This is a genomic window from Mesorhizobium sp. M0408, assembly GCF_040321495.1.
GTDB lineage: Bacteria > Pseudomonadota > Alphaproteobacteria > Rhizobiales > Rhizobiaceae > Mesorhizobium.
Window position 1 is genome coordinate 24,031 of sequence record NZ_JAMYRO010000034.1, and the last position, 23,546, is coordinate 47,576.

18 protein-coding genes and 1 tRNA gene are annotated in these 23,546 nt (G+C 62.6%); 13 read left to right on the top strand and 6 right to left on the bottom strand.

The genetic code is table 11. The features are described from left to right. Positions 1-113 precede the first annotated feature (113 nt). From NKI67_RS28575 to NKI67_RS28600, 6 genes are all read left to right on the top strand, one after another. Positions 114-1,091: a DUF2167 domain-containing protein gene (locus NKI67_RS28575; protein ID WP_156937360.1), complete on the top strand. Its 978-nt coding sequence runs from the start codon at positions 114-116 to the stop codon at positions 1,089-1,091. Positions 1,092-1,273: 182 nt separating this feature from the next. Next, positions 1,274-2,227, top strand: coding sequence for a DMT family transporter (locus NKI67_RS28580; RefSeq protein WP_023677450.1), 954 nt, complete (start codon positions 1,274-1,276; stop codon positions 2,225-2,227). A 352-nt stretch (positions 2,228-2,579) separates the two neighbouring features. Next, positions 2,580-3,677, top strand: coding sequence for a polyamine ABC transporter substrate-binding protein (locus tag NKI67_RS28585; RefSeq protein ID WP_023677451.1), 1,098 nt, complete (start codon positions 2,580-2,582; stop codon positions 3,675-3,677). Between the two features lie 71 nt (positions 3,678-3,748). Further along, the gene (locus NKI67_RS28590; protein WP_023677452.1) at positions 3,749-4,888 is read left to right on the top strand and encodes an ABC transporter ATP-binding protein; all 1,140 of its coding nucleotides are present in this window, start codon (positions 3,749-3,751) and stop codon (positions 4,886-4,888) included. A gap of 9 nt (positions 4,889-4,897) precedes the next feature. Continuing rightward, entirely contained in the window at positions 4,898-5,866 is a 969-nt protein-coding gene (locus NKI67_RS28595) for an ABC transporter permease subunit (RefSeq protein WP_031211982.1), read from the top strand. Next, a complete protein-coding gene (locus NKI67_RS28600) occupies positions 5,863-6,681 on the top strand; it encodes an ABC transporter permease (RefSeq protein WP_023677454.1) in 819 nt (272 codons plus the stop codon). The genes NKI67_RS28595 and NKI67_RS28600 overlap by 4 nt, the downstream gene beginning before the upstream one ends. 7 nt (positions 6,682-6,688) lie before the next feature. Here NKI67_RS28600 and NKI67_RS28605 read toward each other — a convergent pair whose 3' ends face one another. Continuing rightward, positions 6,689-8,539, bottom strand: a complete 1,851-nt coding sequence (locus NKI67_RS28605) for an AsmA family protein (protein WP_023677455.1) — start codon at positions 8,537-8,539, stop codon at positions 6,689-6,691. A 282-nt stretch (positions 8,540-8,821) separates the two neighbouring features. Between NKI67_RS28605 and NKI67_RS28610 the strand changes: the two genes are divergently transcribed. Next, positions 8,822-10,780, top strand: coding sequence for an acetoacetate--CoA ligase (locus NKI67_RS28610; protein WP_023677456.1), 1,959 nt, complete (start codon positions 8,822-8,824; stop codon positions 10,778-10,780). Between the two features lie 281 nt (positions 10,781-11,061). On the opposite strand, the gene NKI67_RS28615 is transcribed toward NKI67_RS28610, so the two are convergent. Continuing rightward, a complete protein-coding gene (locus tag NKI67_RS28615; RefSeq protein WP_023677457.1) occupies positions 11,062-14,793 on the bottom strand; it encodes a PAS domain S-box protein in 3,732 nt (1,243 codons plus the stop codon). Between the two features lie 253 nt (positions 14,794-15,046). Here NKI67_RS28615 and NKI67_RS28620 point away from each other — a divergent pair, with 253 nt between their 5' ends. Both NKI67_RS28620 and NKI67_RS28625 read left to right on the top strand, forming a co-directional pair. Beyond that, on the top strand, positions 15,047-15,505 hold the full coding sequence (locus NKI67_RS28620) for a phasin (RefSeq protein ID WP_023677458.1): 459 nt from the start codon (positions 15,047-15,049) through the stop codon (positions 15,503-15,505). A 345-nt stretch (positions 15,506-15,850) separates the two neighbouring features. After that, positions 15,851-15,927, top strand: a tRNA-His gene (locus tag NKI67_RS28625). A gap of 61 nt (positions 15,928-15,988) precedes the next feature. Here the strand turns inward: NKI67_RS28625 and NKI67_RS28630 are convergent. After that, on the bottom strand, positions 15,989-16,909 hold the full coding sequence (locus NKI67_RS28630; protein WP_352648096.1) for a LysR family transcriptional regulator: 921 nt from the start codon (positions 16,907-16,909) through the stop codon (positions 15,989-15,991). Positions 16,910-17,034: 125 nt separating this feature from the next. On the opposite strand from NKI67_RS28630, the gene NKI67_RS28635 reads away from it, so the two are divergent. The 4 genes from NKI67_RS28635 to NKI67_RS28650 all read left to right on the top strand — a co-directional run bounded on the left by NKI67_RS28635 (position 17,035) and on the right by NKI67_RS28650 (position 19,707). Then, a complete protein-coding gene (locus tag NKI67_RS28635) occupies positions 17,035-17,787 on the top strand; it encodes an SDR family NAD(P)-dependent oxidoreductase (protein ID WP_023677460.1) in 753 nt (250 codons plus the stop codon). 93 nt (positions 17,788-17,880) lie between these two features. Further along, entirely contained in the window at positions 17,881-18,609 is a 729-nt protein-coding gene (locus NKI67_RS28640; protein ID WP_023677461.1) for an SDR family oxidoreductase, read from the top strand. Further along, positions 18,609-18,953, top strand: a complete 345-nt coding sequence (locus NKI67_RS28645; protein WP_084641182.1) for an Atu4866 domain-containing protein — start codon at positions 18,609-18,611, stop codon at positions 18,951-18,953. The genes NKI67_RS28640 and NKI67_RS28645 overlap by 1 nt, the downstream gene beginning before the upstream one ends. 499 nt (positions 18,954-19,452) lie before the next feature. Continuing rightward, positions 19,453-19,707, top strand: a complete 255-nt coding sequence (locus NKI67_RS28650) for a DUF768 domain-containing protein (RefSeq protein WP_023677464.1) — start codon at positions 19,453-19,455, stop codon at positions 19,705-19,707. Between the two features lie 61 nt (positions 19,708-19,768). Here NKI67_RS28650 and NKI67_RS28655 read toward each other — a convergent pair whose 3' ends face one another. From NKI67_RS28655 to NKI67_RS28665, 3 genes are all read right to left on the bottom strand, one after another. Further along, positions 19,769-20,896, bottom strand: coding sequence for a DmpA family aminopeptidase (locus NKI67_RS28655; protein WP_023677465.1), 1,128 nt, complete (start codon positions 20,894-20,896; stop codon positions 19,769-19,771). 7 nt (positions 20,897-20,903) lie between these two features. After that, the gene (xseA, locus tag NKI67_RS28660) at positions 20,904-22,469 is read right to left on the bottom strand and encodes an exodeoxyribonuclease VII large subunit (protein WP_352634642.1); all 1,566 of its coding nucleotides are present in this window, start codon (positions 22,467-22,469) and stop codon (positions 20,904-20,906) included. Between the two features lie 70 nt (positions 22,470-22,539). Next, on the bottom strand, positions 22,540-23,496 hold the full coding sequence (locus NKI67_RS28665; RefSeq protein WP_023680469.1) for a LysR substrate-binding domain-containing protein: 957 nt from the start codon (positions 23,494-23,496) through the stop codon (positions 22,540-22,542). Positions 23,497-23,546 lie beyond the last annotated feature (50 nt).

The window sequence follows — 23,546 nt, forward strand, 5'->3', positions numbered from 1 at the left end:
GCTCCAGCAATATTGCGGCTGAATCTTCGACCAAAGGACCTCATCTGTTCCTGCGGCGGCAACCAGTAAGCTGGTTCGCGGTTGCCGGCCAAAATATTGGTTCAGCCAAAATATTGATTCAGCCGAATATTGATTCAGCATTGACGGTACGGTATCAAAAAAAGAACTGCGCAACGGTCGGGGGATCAATGATGGGCAGGACAGTTTTTTGGCTTGGCTTGGCGCTCGCGTTTTCGGCCGATCCCGCATTGGCTGAAAAGTCCTCGGATTTCTTCAATTCCTATCAACACTACAATGATGCCGGCAAGGCGTTCCTGGACAAGATCGATCCGAAGACCGGCGCGATAAATCTTGCCGAAGGCATCCATCTCGACCTCAAGGACAAGTTCTATTTTCTGGACAAGAAGGACACGCTCTCCGTCCTCACCGAAGCCTGGGGCAATCCGCCCGACTCTGGTTCCGATGCCCTCGGCATGATCTTTCCAGTCTCCCATGATCCCATTGCCGACAACAATTGGGGGATAGAGCTGCGCTGGGAAAAGATCGGTTACGTCGACGACAGCGACGCCGCGTCCATCGATTACAATGAACTGCTGCGCAACATGCAGTCAGACACTCTGTCCGGCAACGATCAGAGGGTAAAGGATGGCTATGCGCCCATTACGCTGATCGGCTGGGCGTCGCCGCCCGTTTATGATGCGGCCCACAAGCGCCTGCACTGGGCCAAGGAGCTGCAATTTGGCAACGATGCCGCCCATACGCTCAACTACGACGTCCGTTTCCTTGGCAGGGAGGGCGTCTTCGTGATGAGCTATATCGCGACGGTGGAACAATTGCCGGAGATAAGGCAAAGCCTGGATGAAGTGCTTGGCCTCGCGGACTTCAATACCGGCAAGACATACGCCGATTTCGTGCCGGGCGTCGATACGGTTGCGGCGATTGGCGTCGGTGGCCTGATTGCCGGCAAGCTGGCGGCGAAAGCAGGTTTTTTGCTCGTGGCGCTGATCGCGCTGAAAAAGTTTGGCCTGCTCCTGCTGATTCCGCTGGCCGGTCTCTGGCGTTTTATCCGCGGCAACAAGAGCACCTCGTAACGCATCATCGACAGGTCGCCTCGGATCATCGCCGGGCGAGGGGCGAGGCGCCCTCATCAGTGCGCCAAACGGAACATCGAACTGGATCACGCCCGGCCTTCTGCTTTGCGTTACGCGAATTAGGCACGTCTCTGTCGTCCATTGCACATCGTGCTGCTCCGAATTCGCCGACAGTCGTACCCATGACCGATACCGCATCATCTCCGGTTGCCGCTTCGCCGATCGTGTCGCCGCAAGGGGAACGCGTCGGCTTCCTGCTGGTATTCCTGTCGGCGTTGATGTGGAGCTTCGGCGGCAGCATTGCGCGCTTCATCGACAACGCCGACAGCTGGACGGTGGTGTTCTGGCGCTCGGTCTGGGCCGCCGCCTTCCTGCTCTGCTTCATGGTCTGGCGCGACGGCTGGCGTGGCACGCTGAAGCTGTTTCGCGGCATGGGCCTGGCCGGCCTTGCGGTGGCGTTCTGCTTCGCCACGGCGTCGACCTCTTTCGTCGTGGCGCTTGCCTATACCACGGTCGCCAACATCCTGTTGATGCAGGCCGGCGTGCCGCTTCTGGCGGCGCTGTTTGCCTGGGCGCTGTTTCGCGAACGGGTGGCGGTGGCGACCTGGGTGGCGATCGCCGCCGTCATTGTCGGCGTCGCCATCATGGTGTCGGAATCGCTCGATGGCGCGGTGTCGCCGATCGGCGACGGGCTGGCGCTGCTCATCGCTGTCATGTTCTCGATCGCCACCGTCATCACGCGCCGCTTTGCCCATGTGCGCATGACGCCAGCGACCTGCCTCGGCACGATGCTGGCGGCCGCCTTTGCGGCATCGCAGGCGTCGGCGCTGGGCGTCTCCAGTCACGATATGGGCTTCCTCTTTGCCTTTGGCGTGATCAATCTGGGACTCGGTCTCGCCTTCTTCGCCACCGGAGCCCGGCTTGTTCCGGCCGCCGTCGCGGCGCTGCTCGGCACGTTCGAACCGATCCTTGGCCCGATCTGGGTCTGGCTCATCCATTCCGAGGTGCCGTCGGCGCGCACCATCGTCGGCGGTGCGGTCGTGGTCACCGCGCTGCTCGTCCATATCGGGCTCGAGTTCAAGCGTCAGACGCGGCCCGCGCGAGCGGGCGTCACCGGTGTGCCGTCACCTAATTGATGCAGTGCGCGCGTCAAAGCGAGATGAACCATTGACAACGTTGCAGCCGCGCGGGCAGGCTGCGATCACGGCAACAACAAGACAGGCGTATCTTGCCAAGTCTCCATGCCGGCCGCATCGAGGCCGGACAATATCGTCGTCTCCCTGCCCGCGCCGTAGCGAAAGCTTCCGACGGCGTCGGAACACCACCAACGCCACGCCAGGTCTTCGCTGTCGGCTCGCCGCCGAACGATAATGGCGCCGGCAATTCGCGCTTGTCGCCTGCCTGCAAGCCCAATACCTTGAAGCAAATGCCCAGCCGCGCGGACGCCGCGACGAGCTGGCGACGGAACACTCATCAAAGGAGAATAGCATGACCCGCAAAGCGCTCTGGCTTTCGGCGACTTCGGCGTTTCTGGCAGTTTTCACCTTGGGCGCGCATGCCGAGGATCGCGTCGTCAACGTCTTCAACTGGTCGGACTATATCGACAGTTCGATCATCGACGACTTCACCAAGGAAACCGGCATCAAGGTCGTCTACGACACTTTCGATTCCAACGAGATCCTGGAAACGAAACTGCTCGCCGGCGGCAGCGGCTACGATGTCGTCGTGCCCAGCGGCAATTTCCTTGCACGCCAGATCCAGGCGGGTGTGTTCCAGAAGCTCGACAAGTCGAAACTGCCGAACATTTCAAATATGTGGGACACGGTCATGGAACGGACCGCCAAATATGATCGCGGCAACGAATATTCGATCAACTACATGTGGGGTACGGTTGGCATCGGCTACAACATCAAGAAGGTGCAGGCAGCGCTCGGCACCGACAAGATCGACAGCTGGGACGTGTTCTTCAATCCCGAAAGCCTGGCCAAATTGAAGGACTGCGGCGTCTATGTGCTGGATTCGCCGGCCGACATCATACCGGCGGCACTGAAATATCTGGGCCTCGATCCAAACAGCACGTCGCCCGATGAGATTGCCAAGGCCGAAGAAACCTTGCTGAAGGTCCGGCCCTATATCCGCAAGTTCCACTCTTCCGAATACATCAACGCCCTTGCCAATGGCGACATCTGCCTGGCGGTCGGCTGGTCGGGTGACGTCTTCCAGGCCCGCAACCGCGCCGACGAAGCCAAGCAGGGCGTCGAGATCGGCTACTCCGTGCCGAAGGAAGGTGCCCAGATGTGGTTCGACCAGATGGCGATCCCGGCCGATGCGCCGCATGTCGCCGAAGCCCATGAGTTCCTGAACTACATGATGAAGCCCGAAGTGATCGCCAAATCGTCGAACTATGTGCTCTATGCCAACGGCAACAAGGCTTCGCAGCAGTTCATCGACAAGGCGATCCTGGAAGATCCGGCGATCTATCCGGATGCAGCCACCTTGCAGAAGCTCTACACCGTATCGCCTTACGATCCCAAGACCCAGCGCATCATCACTCGCACCTGGACCAAGATCGTCACCGGCCAATAGCAATCTGACCAGGCCCGGCAGCCGTTGCCGGGCCGCTTTCTCATGGGGCAAGCAGCAGGACGGAGTGGGACATGAAATCGCTTGGCAGCATCCGCAGGGATTTTGCGCCATGGAACGATCCGAACGCCAAGCCATACATCCAGTTCGACAACGTCACCAAGAAATTCGGTGAGTTCACAGCGGTCAACAACCTGTCGCTGACCATTTTCGAGCGCGAATTCTTTGCCTTGCTCGGGGCCTCAGGCTGCGGGAAATCGACGCTGCTCAGGATGCTCGCCGGCTTCGAGGAGCCGACCGCCGGCCGCATCCTGCTCGATGGCCAGGACCTGCGCGGCATTCCGCCCTACCGGCGGCCGGTCAACATGATGTTCCAGTCCTACGCCTTGTTTCCGCACATGACGGTCGAGAACAACATCGCCTTCGGCCTCAAGCAGGAAGGCATGGCCAAGGCCGACATCGACAAGCGCGTCGCCGAGATGCTGAAGCTGGTCAAGCTCGAGCAGTTCGCCAAGCGCAAACCGCACCAATTGTCGGGTGGCCAGCGCCAGCGCGTCGCGCTCGCGCGCTCGGTGGCCAAGCGGCCGAAAGTCCTGCTGCTCGACGAGCCGCTTGGTGCGCTGGACAAGAAGCTGCGCGAGGAAACCCAGTTCGAGCTGATGGACCTGCAGCAGAACCTCGGCCTCACCTTCGTCGTCGTCACCCATGATCAGGAAGAGGCGATGACGATGGCCGACCGCATCGCCATCATCGACAAGGGCGAGGTGATGCAGGTGGCGACGCCGGCGGAGGTCTACGAGGCGCCGGGTTCCCGCTTCGTCGCCGGCTTCGTCGGCAATGTGAATATGTTCGACGGCAAGATCGCGGCTGGCGAGGCCGGCAGCGCGAGCATCGATGCCGGCAACGGCATCACCATCCGGACCGAAAATGCCGGCAGTGCCGCCGCCGGAACATCCGTCACCTTCGCCATCAGGCCGGAGAAGATCAAGGTGTCCTCCACGAAACCGGCCGGTGCCGTCAACGCCATCGAGGGCGAGGTCTACGACATAGCCTATCTCGGCGACATGACCGTCTATCACGTCAGGCTGGACGACGGTCAGGTGGTGCGGGCGAGCACCATGAACGCGGCACGCCTCACCGAGGACCCATTGACCTGGAACGACCGCGCCTGGGTTTCTTTCCGCCCCGACGCCGGCGTCGTCCTGACACGGTAGGGACTGATCATGTCCGCTGTCACCGCCGCAACAAGCTCTCCGGCAAGCGCTGCCGGCAAATCCGGCTTGGTCAGGCTGGGAGCGGCCTTCGTTAGCCGGCTCGTCATCATCGTCCCCTACCTCTGGCTGCTGTTCTTCTTTCTCGTGCCTTTCATCATCGTCTTCAAGATTTCGCTGTCGCAGACTGCGATCGCCATGCCGCCCTACACGCCGGTGCTCGATTTCCGCAGCGGCATTTCCGGGTTTATCTCGGAATTCGGCGCGCTGAATTTCGACAACTATACCTGGCTGACGCAGGATGCGCTTTACTTCAATGCCTATGTGACGAGCGTCATCGTCGCCGCCATCTCGACGGTCCTGACATTGCTGGTCGGCTATCCCATAGCCTATGGCATGGCGCGCGCCCCGGCGACGATTCGCCCGACCTTGCTGATGCTGGTGATCCTGCCGTTCTGGACCTCGTTCCTGATCCGTGTCTACGCCTGGATCGGCATCCTCAAGCCCGAGGGCCTGCTCAACCAGCTGCTGCTCGCCACCGGCATCATCAGCCAGCCGCTGATCATCCTCAACACCTATACGGCGATCTTCATCGGCATCGTTTACTCCTATCTGCCGTTCATGGTGCTGCCGCTCTATTCGTCCTTGGAGAAAATGGACCATACGCTGATCGAGGCCGCCAAGGATCTCGGCTGTCCGCCGACCAGCGCCTTCTGGAAGATCACCTTTCCGCTGTCGCTGCCCGGCGTCATCGCCGGCTGCCTGCTGGTGTTCATTCCAGCCGTAGGCGAGTTCGTCATTCCCGACCTGCTCGGCGGCTCGCAGACGCTGATGATCGGCAGGACGCTGTGGAACGAGTTCTTCGCCAACCGCGACTGGCCGGTGTCGTCCGCCGTTGCCGTCATCTTGCTGCTGCTGCTGATCGTGCCGATCATGCTCTTCCAGCGAGCCCAGGCGCGCGCCCAGGAGCAGGACCAATGAACGCGACCTGGAGCCGCTTCAACATCATTTCGATCGTGCTCGGCTTTGCCTTTCTTTACCTGCCGATCGTCCTGCTCGTTGTGTTCTCTTTCAACGAATCGAAGCTGGTCACCGTCTGGGGTGGCTTCTCGACGAAATGGTACGTGTCGCTGTTCCACAACCGGGGTCTGATGGACGCCACCTGGGTGACGGCCCGCGTCGGCGTCATCTCGGCAAGCGTGGCGACCGTGCTTGGCACGCTGGCGGCGCTCACCTTGACACGCTACACGCGCTTTCGCGGCCGGCTTCTGTTTTCCGGCATGGTGTTTGCGCCGCTGGTCATGCCGGAAGTCATCACCGGCCTGTCGCTGCTGCTGCTCTTCGTCGCCGTCGGCCTCGACCGCGGCTTTCTGACGGTGACGCTTGCCCACACCACGCTAACCATGTGCTTCGTTGCGGTGGTGGTTCAGTCGCGCCTGATCACGTTCGATCGTTCGCTGGAAGAGGCCGCGATGGACCTCGGTGCGCCACCGGTGAAGACCTTCTTCCAGATCACGCTGCCGGTTATCATGCCGGCTATCGTCTCCGGCTGGATGCTGGCCTTCACGCTGTCGCTCGATGATTTGGTTATTGCCAGCTTCACCTCGGGACCCGGCGCCACGACGCTGCCGATGAAGATCTACAGCCAGGTCCGCCTTGGCGTGACGCCGGAAATCAACGCAGCGTGCACCATCCTGATCGCGGTCGTCGCAGTTGGCGTGATCATCGCTTCGCTCGCAAACAAACGCCGCGAGGTGCAGCGCCAGCGCGACGAGCAGGCCGCGCAGCGAGGTTGAAGGCTCGCTACTCTCCCGAAACGCCGCGGCTTATCGGCGAGATGAACGGCGTGCTCCACGTGCCGCCGACGAAGAACGACGACTGCTTGGGCGGCTGGCCATTCGTCTGCGTGGCAGCCTGGCTCGGCTGGACGATGCCGCCGGACAGCGCCAGCCCGCGTCCGGCATAGGATGCGATGCCGGAAAGCCAGATCTTGTATTGCGCGGAATTCACCTCGGCCTTGTCGATACGCGCCACGCCGTTCGAAATGCTCGCCTTGAGCTCGGCCCCGTCGATCGGCAGCGTTCCGTCCGAGACGTCGTCCAGCGCGAAGAATCCGCCCTGTTCGGTGTGCTTGAGGAACGCCGGCAGGTTAAGCCGGCTCAGCGCACCCGCGCCGAACGTCGCGGACAGCGAGCCATTGGCGTTTTCGAAAATCGAGTCCCAGGTTCTGCCAGGCCCCTTGAGGATGACCGAAACGGTTCCAGTGCCGATCGGCACCAGCCGCGTCATCCCGGCCGCGGTGCCGAAAGCGCCGCCGTCGATATCGGAAGCAAGCAGCCGGATCTCGACTTCCGTGCCGGCGGGCTTGCGGTCGAAACGGACGCTGCTCTGGACGTTGCCGCCAAAGGCGGATGCATCCGAGATGTCGAAGGCGGCAAGGCCGTTCTTGACCTGGGCAGTGGCAGCGACGTCGGCAAGCTGGATGGCGCCGGCGGTGGCATGCGCCGCCGACAGCCTGAGATCGAGATTGATCCGGTCGGCGAAGCTTGTGTCGATTTCGCCCGGGCCGGTGCCGCCGGCGGATGGTACCGGCGTAAAGGCGGAGAGAAATGATCTGAGGTCGAGCGTATCGAAGGCAAGTGTGCCGGAGATCACCGGCAGTGCCTCACCATAGGTGAAGTCCAGCGCACCCATTCCCGGGTTGTTGTCGAGGGTCAGGGCCGTGTTTTCAAATTTGACGCGCCCGGCCGTCGCCGTGATCTTGCTTGAAACCGAGATCGAGCCGATTGCGGCACCGGGCGCGATGCCGGCCTGCGACCATTCGAGCACGCGTCGGAGCGAAGGTGCGGCGAATTTTGCCTGGCCGTCGAAATAGCCGTTCTCCGACATGCTGGCGCGGCCGTCGAACGAAAAACTGGCCGGTGCCGCCTTGAAGGAAAATGTAGCCGGTGCTGTGCCGCCACCAAACAGCACGAGCGGGTTCGGCGATGCGGCGTCGATGGCAACACTTTCGCCGCGCCATATCCCGGTCGCCGACAGCGTCGCATTGCTGTTCATCGCGGCCCAGTTCGCCTGGCCGCTCAGGCTGCTCAATATCTCCTGGTCCTTGCCGCCGATGGCAGCCACTACGCGGCCGTCCCTGAACTCGACTGTGCCGAACGGATCTGTCGGCAGCTTGCCGAGATCCGGCTTGGCGGGATTTGTGTTGATCACCGCGCGGGCAGCATCGATCGAACGCGTAATGCGCCCGCCGCTGGGAATCGCAGGCAGGAAAAACCCGCTCGCGGTACGCTGAACCCGGATCGTCGGTCGTACCAGCCGCGCCGTCGAAAACATCACATCGCCACGCAGCGCCGCCATCGCTGAGAGGTCGACCTCGACCCGTTCGGCCCAGACCACGGGCGGCGCATCCGTCTCTGTCCATTGCGACAGCGTCACGTCGCTCAGGATCGCCCGGAAATTCGGCCAGACCTCGATACGCGGCGCGCCGTCGATGGTGACCCGGAAACCGCTCCACGCGCTCATTTCCCACGCGATACGGTCGCGTACGATGCGGGTCGAGGCGATCAACGGCAAGGCTGCGACAACCAGCGCGATGACGATGACGGCTGCGCCGATCGCCCATATTCCGCGTCGGATCAAAGGTGATGGCATATCGCCCCGTATGCTTCCATTCCGACAAAATCGCCCGACGGGTGTAACCGACGGCTGACGCATTTCAAGTCTTTATGGCCCGGCGATGGCATTTGCGCACACCCTGACCGGCGCGGTCCAACAAAATCTTGCTCTGCTGCATCGCGATATGCATAAGCGATGCCAATGCATGTCGCCCAAAGTGCGCAGCGGTTTTGGGATAAACGACATGCATAAAGACAAAAGTTTAAAGCGCGTCGCGTGAATCTCTTCAAACGTGACGTGCTTTAAGGAGGAACAATGATGGCTGACGACGCACCGCTCTGGATCCCGACGCAAGAGCAGATCGACGCAGCGCCGATGACCGCCTTCATGAACGCCGCGGCGAACATGGCCGGCAAGGTTTTCTCCTCCTATGCCGACCTGCATCGCTGGTCGATCGATGATCGCGAGACCTTCTGGAGCCTGGTCTGGGACTTTTGTGGCATCGTCGGCGACAAGGGCGAACGCGTGCTGGTCGATGGCAACAAGATGCCCGGCGCGACCTTCTTTCCTGAGGCAAAGCTGAATTTCGCCGAGAATCTCCTCAAGAAAACCGGGCTTGGCGACGCAATCGTCTTTCGCGGCGAGGACAAGGTCGAGCGGCGGCTGTCCTGGAACGAGCTGCATGCGCTGACCTCGCGGCTGCAGCGGCTTTTCCTGTCGCTCAAGGTGAAGAAGGGCGACCGCATCGCCGCGATGATGCCCAACATGCCGGAGACCGTTGCTGCGATGCTGGCGGCCGCCTCGATCGGCGCGGTCTGGTCGTCCTGCTCCCCAGATTTCGGCGAGCAGGGGGTTCTCGACCGGTTCGGCCAGATCGAGCCTGTCGTGTTCATCGCGCCGGACGGCTACTGGTACAATGGCAAGGCGATCGAAGTCGCCGACAAGATCGCGGCCGTGGCGGGCAAGCTCGCCACCGTCCGCAAAGTCCTCATTGTCGACTATCTCGGCACCTCGCTCGACGTCGCCGCGACCATCGGCAAGGCGGCTGCGCTGGAAGAGGCGCTGTCACCCTTTGCCGCAAGGCCTGTCGCCTACGAAAGGCTGCCGTTTTCGCATCCGCTGTACATCCTGTTTTCATCGGGCACGACCGGCATTCCCAAATGCATTGTCCATTCGGCCGGCGGAACGCTGATCCAGCACGTCAAGGAAGAACGGCTGCATGCCGGCCTGCTCGACGGCGACCGCTTCTTCTACTTCACCACCTGCGGCTGGATGATGTGGAACTGGCTGGTGTCGGGCTTGGCATCGGGCACCACCTTGCTGCTCTACGACGGCTCGCCGTTCTACCCGGACGGCAATGCGCTGTTCGACTTCGCCGATGCCGAAAAGATGACCTATTTCGGCACCTCGGCCAAATTCATCGATTCCGTGCGCAAGGCCGGCCTGAAGCCGATCCGCACGCATGATCTTTCCAGCGTGCGCACCATCTCATCGACCGGCTCGCCGCTATCGCCGGAAGATTTCCGCTTCGTCTATGAAGGCATCAAGAAGGACGTGCATCTGGCTTCGATTTCCGGCGGCACCGATATCGTCTCCTGCTTCGTGCTCGGCGTGCCGATCGAACCGGTATGGACCGGCGAGATCCAAGGGCCCGGGCTCGGCCTTGCCGTCGATGTCTGGGACGATGACGGCCGCCCGCTCCGCCAGGAGAAGGGCGAGCTCGTCTGCACCAAGACGTTTCCGGCGATGCCGATCGGCTTCTGGAACGACCCTGACGGCAGGAAATACAAGGCCGCCTATTTCGAACGTTTCGACGATGTCTGGTGCCACGGCGATTTCGCCGAATGGACCGTCCATGGTGGCCTGATCATCCATGGCCGTTCCGACGCCACGCTCAATCCGGGCGGTGTCAGGATCGGCACGGCGGAGATCTACAATCAGGTCGAGCAGATGCCGGAAATCCTCGAAGCGCTGTGCATCGGCCAGGATTTCGACAATGACGTGCGTGTCGTGCTGTTCGTGCGGCTGGCGGCCGGCGTTGAGCTCGATGCCGAGCTGGAAAAGCGCATCCGCGCGAAAATCCGCACCGGGGCGAGCCCGCGCCACGTGCCGGCCAAGATCGTCGCCGTCAGCGATATTCCGCGAACCAAATCGGGCAAGATCACCGAGCTCGCGGTACGCGACATGGTGCACGGCCGCGCCATCAAGAACAAGGAAGCGCTCGCCAATCCCGAAGCGCTCGAGCTGTTCCGCAACCTGCCGCAGCTTGCCGACTGACCCTGGGATCCAAGGTGGGAGCCGTTTTGAGGTCAGGTATAGTTAACAAATTATCTCTTCGGAATTTACCTAGATTTCATGAGTGGTACACATTGGTAAATTTTCCGGCGTGCCGGTAAGGATTTGTTAAGGCCCGGCATCAATAGTCGTGCGTAACTTGAGGGAGAAATCCCGTTCCTCTTAGCCCCGAGAGGATCTGATTCGCTCAAGCCCCGTTGTGACAGCAATTCCAATTTCTCAAGGCGTCCTGTTGGACGCCTTTTTTCTTTGCGCAACCATAGCTAACCGGCGAGCACGCGGGTCGAGGGAAAGGCGACTTCGACCAGGGTTCCCTCGCCGGGCGTCGAGTTGATGGTGAACCGGGCCCGGTTCGCTTCGACCATCGCCTTGGTCAGCGGCAGCCCAAGACCCGTGCCGTCGCCACGGCCGCGCTTCAGCGCATTGATCTGCTTGAACGGCTTCAGCGCCTGCTCGATCTCGGACTGGCTCATGCCGATGCCGGTATCGCGCACGCGCATGACGACATCGCCGGAGAGCTCGTAAGCCGTCGACACGATCACCTGGCCGCCAGCCTGCGTGTAGCGGACGGCGTTCGACAGGATGTTGAGCGCGATCTGCCGCACGCTGCGCAGATCGGCCACCACTTCCGGCAGCCGCGAGGCGAAGCTGGAGCGGATGATGACGCGTTCCCGGTTGGCTTGCGGCTGCATCATCGCCACGGTTTCGGCCAGCGTGTCGTTAAGCGACACCGCCTCATAGGCCATCTCCTGCTGGCCGGCCTCGATTTTCGAAATGTCGAGCAGGTCGTTGACCAGATCGAGCACGTGGTTGCCCGAACGGTTGATGTCGCGCAGATAGTCGCGATAGCGGTCATTGGCCACCGGCCCGAATTTCTCGTCGACCATCAGCTCGGAAAAGCCGATTATGGCGTTGAGCGGCGTGCGGATCTCGTGGCTGATGCGGGCCAGAAAATCGGTCTTCTGCGACGAGGCGCGTTCGGCGACCGCGCGCGCCTGGGTCAAGTCCTCTTCGGCCCGCTTCCACTGGGTGATATCGCGCACCACCGCACAGAAGCCGCTGTCGTTGGGCAGCCTGCCGATGGTCATGAACAGCGGAATGAAACGCCCCTGCGCCTCGCGCCCGATCACCTCGCGGCCATCGTTCATCACGCTTGCAACGCCGGGCTCCGACAACCCCTCGAGATAGTCACGCGCCGCGCGCTGGCTTTCGATCGCAAACAGCGAGACGAACGGTTTGCCGGTCACCTCGTCGCTGTCGAAGCCGAACAGCGCTTCCGCCGGACGGCTAATTGAACGGATCGTTCCGTTACGGCCGATCAGCACGACGCCGTCGGTGGCGGTGTCGATGATGGTGCGCATTTCGGCAATGCGTGCCTTGAGCTCGGAAACATCCGGCTGCGTTTGGTCTTCGGCGGCGCCATGCGGAATGGCTGCTGCTTCGTCGTCGCCGGAACGGCGTACGACCAGCATCAGCGCCTTGCCGTTACCCCAGGGCACGGAGCGCAAAATCGCGTCGATCGGAAATTCCTGACCGTCGCGCGTCTTCAGCCGCAGAGCGCGGTCGCCGCCGTCGGAACTGCCGTCGTCGGCATAAGGGTCGGCAAACAGCGCGCCGAGCCCGCCGGCCTCGTCCAGGGCATTGAGCGTCGCATAGCCGGTCAAGCCGAGGAATTCGTCGTTCGCGTAATGCAGCTGGTCGCCGGAATGGATAAGCACCGGCACTGGCAGCTTGCCGAGGATCGAGGTATCCGGCCCCTTGTTGTCCTCTCCGGCAAACGCCGACGGCACGAAGCCGTCGAGTTTGAGCGGTGGTGCCTGCAGCCGCGCGATGGGCGGCACCTGGCCGGCAACGTCGGCTGCGGCTGCGCTGTCCTCGGACCAATCCTCGCTGTCCTCGGCGTCACGGAAATCTTCGGCCGTCATGCTGTCGTCGTCGCCATCCCGCGGCGCTTCGGCGACGATCGTTCGACGGTTCGTGCTGGGCTCAATGCCTTCCTGCGCTTCGTCGCTGGGTTCGCGGTCGGCATAGTCGAGCAGCGATCCGGAAACAGGGCGTGTGACGGGTTCGCCGGCTTGCGCCTCTGCTTCCGCCTCATCGGGCTGCTCGCCGTCGAGCCGGGCGAGATCCTTCTGGTCTTCGGCATCGGCCTCGGGCGGTTCGGCGGCAGCCGCCCCGCTTTCCGGACCTTGCGCCGGCATCTCACCCTTGTCCGCCAGCCCGGCTTCTTTCAGCTTTGGCTCGTCGGCCTTGCCGGCTGCCTCGACTTTCTCAACCGGCTTCTGCTTTCCGGCGCTGGGCTGTTCTTCGGCCGGGGTGCTGTCCCTCTTGAGACGCTCGCCAATCTCGCGAAACGCGCTGCGTTCCAGCGTCGACAGGCCCTTGTCGTTGGCCGGCTGCCGGTGCTCGGCCAGCCGGATCACCTTGTCGGCAAAGCGCCGCTCGGGTTTTGGCACGATGGTCAATGCCGGCACTTCGCCCCTGAACGGATCGGCGGGTTTAGGTGTCTCGGGGAGAGGTTCGACGGCTTTCGGCCCGATGGTCGCGGCAGGTTTCTCCTCGGCGACAAGGGCCATGCCGACGGCATCCGGATCGACCACCGCATCGCCGCTCCTGGCCACGCCGAAACCGCGAAAACCTTCGAAAACCCGGCTGCGGCTGTAAACCGGGAGCGCCGCCAGATCGACGGGTATCTTCAGATCGGTGCCGGCGACCGGCCACAGCACGGAGCGGCCGGACCAGGTGTCGCGCCGTTCGAGCAGGCCGGCAATCTCGCCAGAAGCATCGAGGCCATAGGCGGCCGAAACATCCTCGAAACGGCGGCCGATCACGTCGGCGGCAGGCTTGCCGACGAGCTCGGCAAATTCCGGCGACAGGGCGCTGAAATGGCCCTCCGCGTCGGTACGCCAGACGAAACGCATGGGCGCGGCGGTGCGATCGATCGCCGAAGCGCGGTGTTCGGCCGGCGAGGCGGCTTTGGTGGCTTTTGCGGCGCTTTCCGGCGAAGTATCCGGGCTGGCTGGGGTCTCGACTTCGCCGGACACAGCTGCCCCGGGCGAGATCTGCGTGTCGTCGCCGGCATTGAAGTACCAATGGTCATGCTGCGTCGGCGTTTCGCTAGCCGTGCGGTGATCGCCGGCCGCGTCGGCAGGTTCGTGCTCCGCCGATGCCGAGGTTCCTTCCATCGCTGCAAGGTCGATCTCCGCCGCGCCGGTGCTGGTGATTGGCTGCTCGTTGTCCTGGTTCGTTGGCTGGGGAAGATCGCCACCGCTCGGTGCCGCTGCCCCCTCGGTTTCCCCGCCGGCGCGCTCGCCATCGGGGGCCTCGCCGTCAAGCCGGTCCTCGTCGATCACCACCAGCAGGTGCCGCTCTTCCGTCAGCCGGGCAAGGCCCGCGGGATAGGAGCTGGACCCACCCGGAACCAGGCGCTTGACGATGCGGTCGCTCTCGTTCGCCACGTCGGCGACAAGTGCGGCCAGCGTCTCAGGCCGGATGCCGAGCGCCGAAAAGCCGTCCGATGCGGCGTCGATATTGCCCTTGGCATCGACAAAGGCGATGTAGTGGCCGTCTTCGGTAAAGCCACCGATGGCGCGGTCGGCGATCTCGGCGGCGCTGCGCGAGCCGGTCTGCGCCGCCGGCAGCGCCAGCATGATTGCTTCCTCGCCATCGGGCATGGTCACTGCGCTGGCCAGGAAGCCGACCGCGCGGCTGGTCAGGCCAGTCGCCAGCCGGACCGTGATGGCACGGTCGCGGCCGATCTGCGGAAAACCGCTGGTTGCCATGATCTGGCGCCTGGCGATCAGCGGCAAACCTGCCGAGGCGCCGATGATCGCGCCGATGTCGGGATAGCCGAATACCGCTGCGCCGGGGCCGTTGGCCCAGATCACCTGCTCGAGATCTGCCGACAGAATAGCGATCGCGTCGCCTGCGGCGAAGCGCAGGCGGACGGCGTCGAGCACGGCGACATCGAGGAAGGAGTAGTTTTCAGCCGGCATGCGCTTGGCGACCCTCACAGAGCGGGCAATTTGCGGTTAACGCTTTGTTAATAAAAGCCGACGGCGCGAAGGTCCACAAGTCATAGCGTGCAACCAGCGGAATCTCTAGGCGCGTGGTTAACGCCGCGAACCAAATATTTTATGGTGCGATGCAACAAACATGTTGCAATGCACAAAATTTGCCTTTATATTGCCATGATAGATGAACGAGACGGCATTTTGTCAAAGCCGCTGCCGCTGAAAAGGATGGAAAATGTCCAGGACCAAGACTGCTGAAACGATTGAAAACGTTGAATTCCCGAGCTTCGACGCTTCCAAGGCCACCGACCAGATCCGCGCCTTCGCCGAAAAGGGCGTCGAGCAGTCGAAAGAGGCCTATGCAAAGCTGAAGACCGGCGCCGAGGAGACCCAGAAGGCGCTGGAGTCGACCTATGAGACCGCCAAGACCGTTTCCAGCGACCTGTCGCTCAAGACCATCGCCGCCTTGCGTGCCAATGCCGAAGCCGGCTTCTCGCATTTCGAAGCCCTGATCGGCGCCAAGTCGCTGTCGGAAGTCGTCGAGCTGCAGACAGCATTCGTGCGCAAACAGGTCGAATTGACCGTCGAGCAGGCCAAGGACTTCCAGGCGGTTGCTGTCAAGGCGGCCGAGGACGTATCCAAGCCGATCAAGACCGCCTTCGAAAAGGCCGTGAAAGAAATCAAGATCGCCTAATATTTGCGCACAGTTTGACGATGCATCAAAAGGTCGCATTTCGTCAGACAAATAGATGTGCGATATAATTGTTTCAAACGAATACCCGGCGGGTGGAACCTCCTCCCTCTGCTCACCGGGGTGACCAGCCAGCACCTCCTCCCGCTGGCTCGTAACAGGAAAGGCCGGCACCTCCTCCCGCCGGCCTTTTCTTTGTCCGGCGAAAAATGACGCGATGCCGGAGCGATCTTTTGCTTTGCCAAAAGCCTTGAATTAAACTCCGATAGCCCGTATGGACGCATCGCCGAACGACAGAGCGGGTCCCGGAGAATGAACGTTCCGTCTGGATCTCGCTCGGGCAAGCGTGCCGTTGTAGCTCAGATGGTTAGAGCGCCGGATTGTGGATCCGGAGGTCGCTGGTTCGATCCCAGCCAACGGTACCATTCAGCTTTCAGCCAGGTTTCTGACCAATAGCGCCGAGCGTTCACTACGATCCCGTAGCGCTCACCCACGGTCCCGCGCCTGACGCGCGCCGCGCAGGTGGTCCACGAGGGCCCTCAGCTTCGGCGCGATATTCCGTCTGCTGGGGAAATAAAGATAGAAACCCGCAAACGGCGGAAAATAGCCCTCGAGGATTGGCACGAGCTCGCCGCGGTCGAGCCAGGGGCGGAATGTATCGGCCATGCCGAACGTGATCCCGGCGCCCGCAACGGCCAGCCGGATCATCAGCCACATGTCGTTGGTCGTGATCTCGGGCGCGACTGCCACGTCGAACTCGCGCCCATCCTCGCCGAACTCCCAGCGATAGGGCGAAACTCCCGGCGCCGGCCGCCAGCCGATACAGCGATGAGCCACAAGCTCACGCGGATGGGCGGGTGCTCCGAACTTTTCGAGATAGCGCGGGGCGCAGACGGCCATCTGTCGCTGATCGCCCGATACCGGCACGGCAATCATGTCCTGCTCGATCAGTTCGCCGAGCCTCACTCCCGCATCATAGCCTTCGGCAACGATGTCGAATTCCTCGTCGGTGACCACAATATCCAGATGCACCTCGGGAAATCTTGCTGCAAAGGACGCCAGCAACGGTCCTGACAGAAGGGCCTCGGCGATCGACGAAACCGCGATCCGCAGGCGGCCGCGCGGGCGGTCCAGCAACTCAGTGGTGGCTTCGATTGCCGCGTTCACGTCGGCGATCGCCGGTGCGACGCTCGCCAGCAGGCGCTCGCCCGCTTCGGTCAGGTTGACGCTGCGTGTCGTGCGCTGCAGCAATGCGATGCCAAGGCGCTGTTCAAGCCTGAGGATGCTCTGGCTGACCGCTGAGCGCGTCACGCCCAACCGGTCTGCCGCAGCGCGAAAATTGCGTTCCTCGGCCACGGCGACGAAGACGGCAATTGCATTGAGATCGATGTCCCATTGGTTAGTCAAACTTACCATCGAGGTTAACGGCAGGCGGGTTATCGCGACAATGCCATGGCTCTATCTCTGTCGCAACGGCAAGAAGGCTTGATCCTCCCGATCCAAGCCGAAGCCGACCGACAAGGAGATATCCCATGACATCACTCCCTTCCTCCTGGGACCTGGATGGAAAAGTCGCCCTCGTGACCGGCGCGGCACGCGGCATCGGCCGCTGCACGGCGGAACTGCTGCGGGCGCGGGGCGCCCGGATCGTGGCAAGCGATCTCAGCGACAGCGTACGCGAATTGGAAGCCGAGGATGTGGCGACCCTGGTCGGCGATGTCGCCGACGAGGATCTGGCCAGACGCTCGGTCGAACTCGCCGCGAAGCGCTTCGGTCGACTCGACATCGTCGTGAACAATGCCGGTCGCACGCTCAACAAACCACTGACTGAGACCTCGGTCGAAGACTATGACCGCATCCTGCAGATCAACGCGCGCGGCAGCTTCGTCACTGCCCGTGCCGCAGTGGAATTGATGGCCGCCGGCGGTAGCGGCGCGATCGTCAATGTCTCGTCGATCTCGGCCGTCGCGGCCTTCGAGACGCAGGCGGCCTATGCCTCCTCCAAGGCGGCTGTCGCACAGCTGACCAAGGTGATCGCGATCGAATACGGGCGCATGGGCATTCGCTGCAACGCCGTTGCCCCTGGCGTGATCGAAACCGACATCATGGAAGGCGTGGTGGAGAATGGCCGGGAGATGCTGCGCAGCTTCGGCGGCGCGCATCCAATCGGCCGGATCGGCCAGCCGCAAGAAGTTGCCGAGGCCATCGCCTTTCTTGCCTCGCCGGCATCCAGCTTCATCACCGGGGCCTTGCTTCTGGTCGATGGCGGCTACACCGCCCAGTGAGCCCCCCAATAGGGCCGGCGCGCCGCGGGAGCTCACCCGCACCCAATCCCTTCACATCGTGAAAATAATCATAGAACCAAAAGGATCATCTCGATGACGATGAACAGAGTTGTTCTGATCACCGGTGCCTCCAGCGGCATCGGCGCTGGCATTGCCCGCGAGCTTGGCGCGGCAGGTGCGAAGCTGATGCTCGGCGCACGCCGCACCGACCGCCTTGAAGCGCTTGCGGCCGAAATCGAGGCAGGTGGTGGAACGGTTCGCGTGCGAGCGCTCGACGTCACCAGGAGGGCGGATGTCGCAGCATTCGCCGATGCCGCCCGGACCGAATGGGGCCAGGTCGATGTCATCGTCAACAATGCGGGCGTCATGCCGCTGTCGGTCATGGCAGCCATGAAGGTCGACGAGTGGGAGCTGATGGTGGACGTCAACATCAAGGGTGTTCTGTACGGCATCGCGGCGGTGCTGCCTGAGATGACGGCACGCGGCTCCGGGCATATCATCAATATCGGTTCCATCGGCGCACTGGCCGTCTCGCCCACGGCTGCCGTTTATTGCGCAACGAAATACGCTGTCCGCGCGATTTCCGATGGGCTCCGCCAGGAGAGTGACGATATCCGCGTAACCTGCATTCATCCTGGCGTGGTGGAAAGCGAGCTGGCGAACACGATCTCCGACGAAGCCGCTGCCGCCGCCATGAAAACCTGGCGTGCTATTGCCCTGCAACCCGATGCCATCGCCAGGGCAGTGCGCTACGCAATCGAACAGCCCGACGATGTCGACGTCAACGAGATCGTCGTGCGTCCGACGAAGGCGGCGCATTGATGCGATCCACTTTGGCCGCAGTGCTTACGCGTATTGCCGTTGCTGTAGCTCCAACCGGCCTGACCCTTCCTGCAACTCCAATCCTTGCGGAGGAACAACTGACGCACCAAGATCATCCCTATGTCGGAATGTGGGTCACCGAGGATCGCCATATCAGGCACGAACTCCTGCCGAACGGCCGTTATGACGAAGCGCGCGGTGACCGCGAGAGCGCCTACCGGGGACGCTATGAAGTGCACGGCAGCCACATAGAATACTGGGACGATACGGGCTTCACCGCGGATGGTGAGTTCGTCGAAGGCGTCCTCTATCATGCCGGCATGATCCTTTACCGCCAGCGGTAGAGAGCCACCCTAGACAAGCACTTCAGGGTTCCACAAGACGCTATTGCACGCCTTGCATGAGACGCTCGGCAGCTTGCACTGCAAGGCCCGTCACACCACATATCTCCCAGCAAGCGCGGCGGAAAGAAGCAGGACCGCGACATTGCAAATGGTTGTCACTATATAGCGGCGGCTTTGACGGCTCGCCTCTTACATGGTGCCGGCGAGAGCGCGGTAAATGTGCTAGTCATTGCGACATCTATTGTGATCTAAAACGGCTTGAAAACCGAAAAAAAGCAAATAGAAACAATAGCGCGGGTCGAACGAGTTTCGTCGAGAGAATCAGTCCTCAAGAACTAGAACGTGCTCCTTGAACCCTCCATTCCCTTCAGCTCTGTGGACCTCGGACAAGTTCGGCTTGCCGGGCGAAGCCGACTCGGCTCGAATGGCAGCACGCATCTTTTCGAAGATGCCGACGTTTATGATTACCAACCGGCATAGCCGCTAGGGAAACAGCAGTATGAGTGAACACGCGATCGAGTTCTTGCGCGGGTGGATCGGCGAAAAAGTCCACTGCCAGCCCTCGCCAGCCAGAATCGAGAAGCAGGCCGAGACCCTCGCCAGGGAATGTGCGGCCAAGGCTGCCGAAGCCGGCATACCCCTGGAGGATATCCAGGAAGAGGTCGGCGACATTCAGGAGCTCATTGCTTCGAGGCTCGAAGAGGCGGCCGAGGCCGATCAGGACGAGCGGAATTCCAACAAGCCTGCCGGCTGACGGATCGCATCCGGCAAAACCTGCCGGGCGAACATTGCCTGTCTGATGCAGTTGCGCGGTCTTATCGCCGCGCAGCCTTGCCAAATCTCTCCTCGGGCCATGCTTCCGGCAACGCCGGCACGAAATTGCCGTCGCGCCCGGTCATGTCTTCATTGGCGACCAGAGCATTGAGGATTGCTTCTTCCACGCTCTGAACGACGGCGTCGAAGAACGGGTTGATGTCGGCATCCGGTATATAGCCGGCGCTGACCAGCTTGCCGGCCGCGCCGCGCGCCGCGTCGGCATTGGCCGTGCTGAAGGCCAGAAAGATATCGCCGGATGAATTGTATCCATAGCCGCCGGTCAGCGCGACGCCGAGCGGCACGCGTTTCGCCAGCCGTTTCAACTGGTGCGGCATGAATGGCGCATCGGTGGCGACGATCGCGATGATCGAGCTCTTTTCCGCTCGCGGCGTGTTGTCCCGGGTCGCCGGTTCGGCGAGTTCCGCTCCGGCTCTGATGCCACGGATCACGAGGTTTCGCCGTGCACCGAAATTCGACTGGACGAAGCAGCCGATCGTGAAACGCTCTCCATTCCAGTCGACGCTGCGCGAGGATGTGCCGGACCCTGCCTTGAAGCCGAAGGTGATCATGCCTGCGCCGCCGCCGACGCTGCCCTCTTCGATCGGCCCGCTTTCAGCCGTTTCGAGCGCGGAAAACACGTGCTCGAAGCTCACATGGTGGCCGTTGATATCGTTCAGGAAGCCGTCGTAAGTCTCGCCCGCCACCGGCAGCGCCCAGGCGCTGTCGAGCGATTGCGGCAGCACCGTCTGCATCCAGCGCAGCGTTGCGTCGCGGCTGACGCCGCAGGAATGCGTGTTGGTGATGGTGATGGGAAGATTGAACGCTCCGAGCTCCTCTATCAGATGCGAGCCGGTCAGTTCGCCATTGCCATTGGCGCTGAACATCCCGGCAAACGCCGGGACGGCCAACTCGTCTCTGGGCCGTGGCAGGATCGCGGTCACGCCGGTGCGTACCGGACCCTTGCCGACGACGAGCGGCCCATCCCCTGAGATCAGCGTGGTATAGCCGACCGTCACGCCGGGCACATCGGTGATGGCATTGAAGCGGCCTGGCGTGCCATCGAATGGGATCGCGAAGGCGCGGGCGCGCAGTTTGCCCGAGGGCGTCGCGAGATGCGGGTCGGTCATTTTTTCCTCAGAAAAGCGAACCTTGGCCGCCCGGCGCCTTGAGCTTGGCCGCGGGCTTGGCAACCGTCTTCGGCCGCGCCGTGCCACTGATGGCGACTGCATCGGCGGTGCCGTCGGCGAACTCCAGCGAAAGCGCCATTCCCGACGCCACTTCCGCCGCATGCTTGACCACCGCGCCGTCCGCATCCTTGACCAGCGCGAAGCCTCGCGCCAGCACGGCCTTGTGCGAGAGCGTCGCCAGCAGCCGGTCTGCCTGCGTCAGTTTTCCACGCAGACGGTCCAGCCGCCGCGAAATTGCCTGGTCCTGCCGCCGCGTCAGTGCCAGCAGTGCATCGCCTTGCAGTTTCTGCCGTCTTGCGATCGGCGCCGGTGACAGTCTGGTCGCCGTGCGTGAAAACCGCGCTCGACGCTCGCGCACGATGGCGAAGAACGCCGCTTGCGCACGGGCGAGGTCGCGACGGGTCAGCGTGCGGGCTTCGTTCATGCGCCGCGACAAAGTCGCCGGCGTCAGCCGCTGCCCCAGAAGCCTGGCTCGCTTGCGCTCGACGCTGACCGACAGCGCCCGGCCGAGCCGGCTCGTCGCCTCGTCGAAGCGCCGCCGCGGCAGCGCCAGCAACTGGTCGGGCGAGGGCAGCGCCCGGGCGGCCGCGCGTGCCGCCTGCCGCTTGCGTTCGAAATTGCGGGACAGTGCGGTCTTCAACCGCGCGCCAAGGCCGGCAAGCGTCGCTTCGAGGTCGACCTTGACCGGCACGGCGATCTCGGCGGCGCCTGTCGGCGTCGGCGCCCGCACATCCGCCGCCAGATCGATCAATGTCCAGTCGGTCTCGTGGCCGACCGCAGAAATCACCGGAATGCCCGAAGCGGCGACGGCCCGGGCAAGCGCTTCGTCGTTGAACCCCCACAGGTCCTCCAGGCTGCCGCCGCCGCGCGCCACGATCAACAGATCGGGCCGCGCGATGGCGCCGTCCCATGGCAGTGCGTTGAAGCCGTTGACGGCAGCCGTCACTTCCGCACCCGCCGTCTCGCCCTGCACCCGCACCGGCCAGACGAGCACGTGCAGTGGAAACCGATCCTTGATGCGGTGGATGATGTCGCGGATGACGGCGCCTGTCGGCGAGGTGACGACGCCGATGACGCAGGGCATGAACGGCAGACGCCGCTTGCGCGACGCGTCGAACAGGCCTTCGGCCTGCAGCCGGCGCTTGCGCTCGTCCAGCAGCGCCATCAGCGCACCGGCACCGGCCGGCTCGAGATTGTCGATAACGATCTGGTAGTTCGACTTTCCGGGATAGGTGGTGAGCCGGCCGGTGGCGATCACCTCCATGCCTTCCTCTGGACGGAATTTCAGCCGGCTCATCGTGGTCTTCCACACCACGGCGTCGAGCCGCGCGCGATCGTCCTTCAGGCAGAAATAGGCATGGCCGGAGGAATGCGGTCCGCGATAGCCGGAAATCTCGCCGCGCACCCGTACATTGCCGAAGACGTCCTCGACCGTACGCTTCAGCGCGCCGGAAATTTCGCTCACCGTATATTCGGTGGCGTTGGTGCGTGATTCGGATGCTGCGTCGCTCATCGGCCGATTGGGGGACGATTGCTGGCCGGCGTCAAGGCGGCCGTGTTCGATGTCCGCCCCAATCGCGCGATCACCAGCCCGGCAGAATCTGGTTCGGCTTGGTCCGCTTCATCTTGGCGAAGGCGAGGGCGGCGAAATCGAACGTGCCGGTCTCCTCGCCGAGTGGCACGGAAATATTGTCGAGGCTCTCCGAAATGTGGCGCGCAAGCGCGTCGACGATCTCCGGCCGCGAGGTCTGACCGCGCATGATGCCGATGCGGCAATCGGGCAGGGCGCCGAAACCGTCGGCCTCGCCCAGCACCCGCATGCCGGGCCGCAGGGCGCATTCCGGCAGCACCGAGATCGCCAGACCGGAAAGCACCGCGGCTGCGATGACGGTGGCAGAGAAGCTGGTGAACAGGATGCGATAGTCGCGGCTCTGCTGATCGAGCACGTCGGCGGCGGCCCGCCGCCAGATGCAGTTCGGCCGGCCGAAGGCCATCGGCAGGATCGGCTGCTCATGCGTCGCATGGTTGGCCGAGGTAACCCACAGCAGCGGTTCGCGCCGCACCACTTCCGACTGGCCACGCGCGTCGTTGTGCGTCACCAGCGCCAGGTCGAGATTGCCGCGCTTGATGTGTTCGACCAGTCCCGGCGTCGGTTCGCAGATAACGGTCAGTTCGACATGCGGGTTGGAACGGGCAAACCGCGCCATGATCTCTGGCAGGAAGCGATCGGCATAATCGTCCGGCGTGCCGATGCGGATGGTGCCTTCGAGCCGGCGGTCGTCGAAGGCGGCCAGTGTTTCCTTGTTGAGATAGAGCAGCCGCCTTGCGTAGGAGAGCAGTCTGTCGCCTTCCTCGGTCAGCCTGTTGGTGCGGCCGTCTTTTTCGAACAGCGGCTTGCCGATCCGTTCCTCCAGCCGCCGCATCTGCATCGACACCGCAGACTGGGTCCGATGCACCGCTTCCGCCGCGCGGGTAAAGCTGCCGGTGTCGACAATCGAGATGAAGGTCTGCAACTGATCGAGATCGAGCGGCGCTTTCATTGGCCTAATCCATCATTGATGCTGATGCTAAAGATTAGAAACATTCGTTG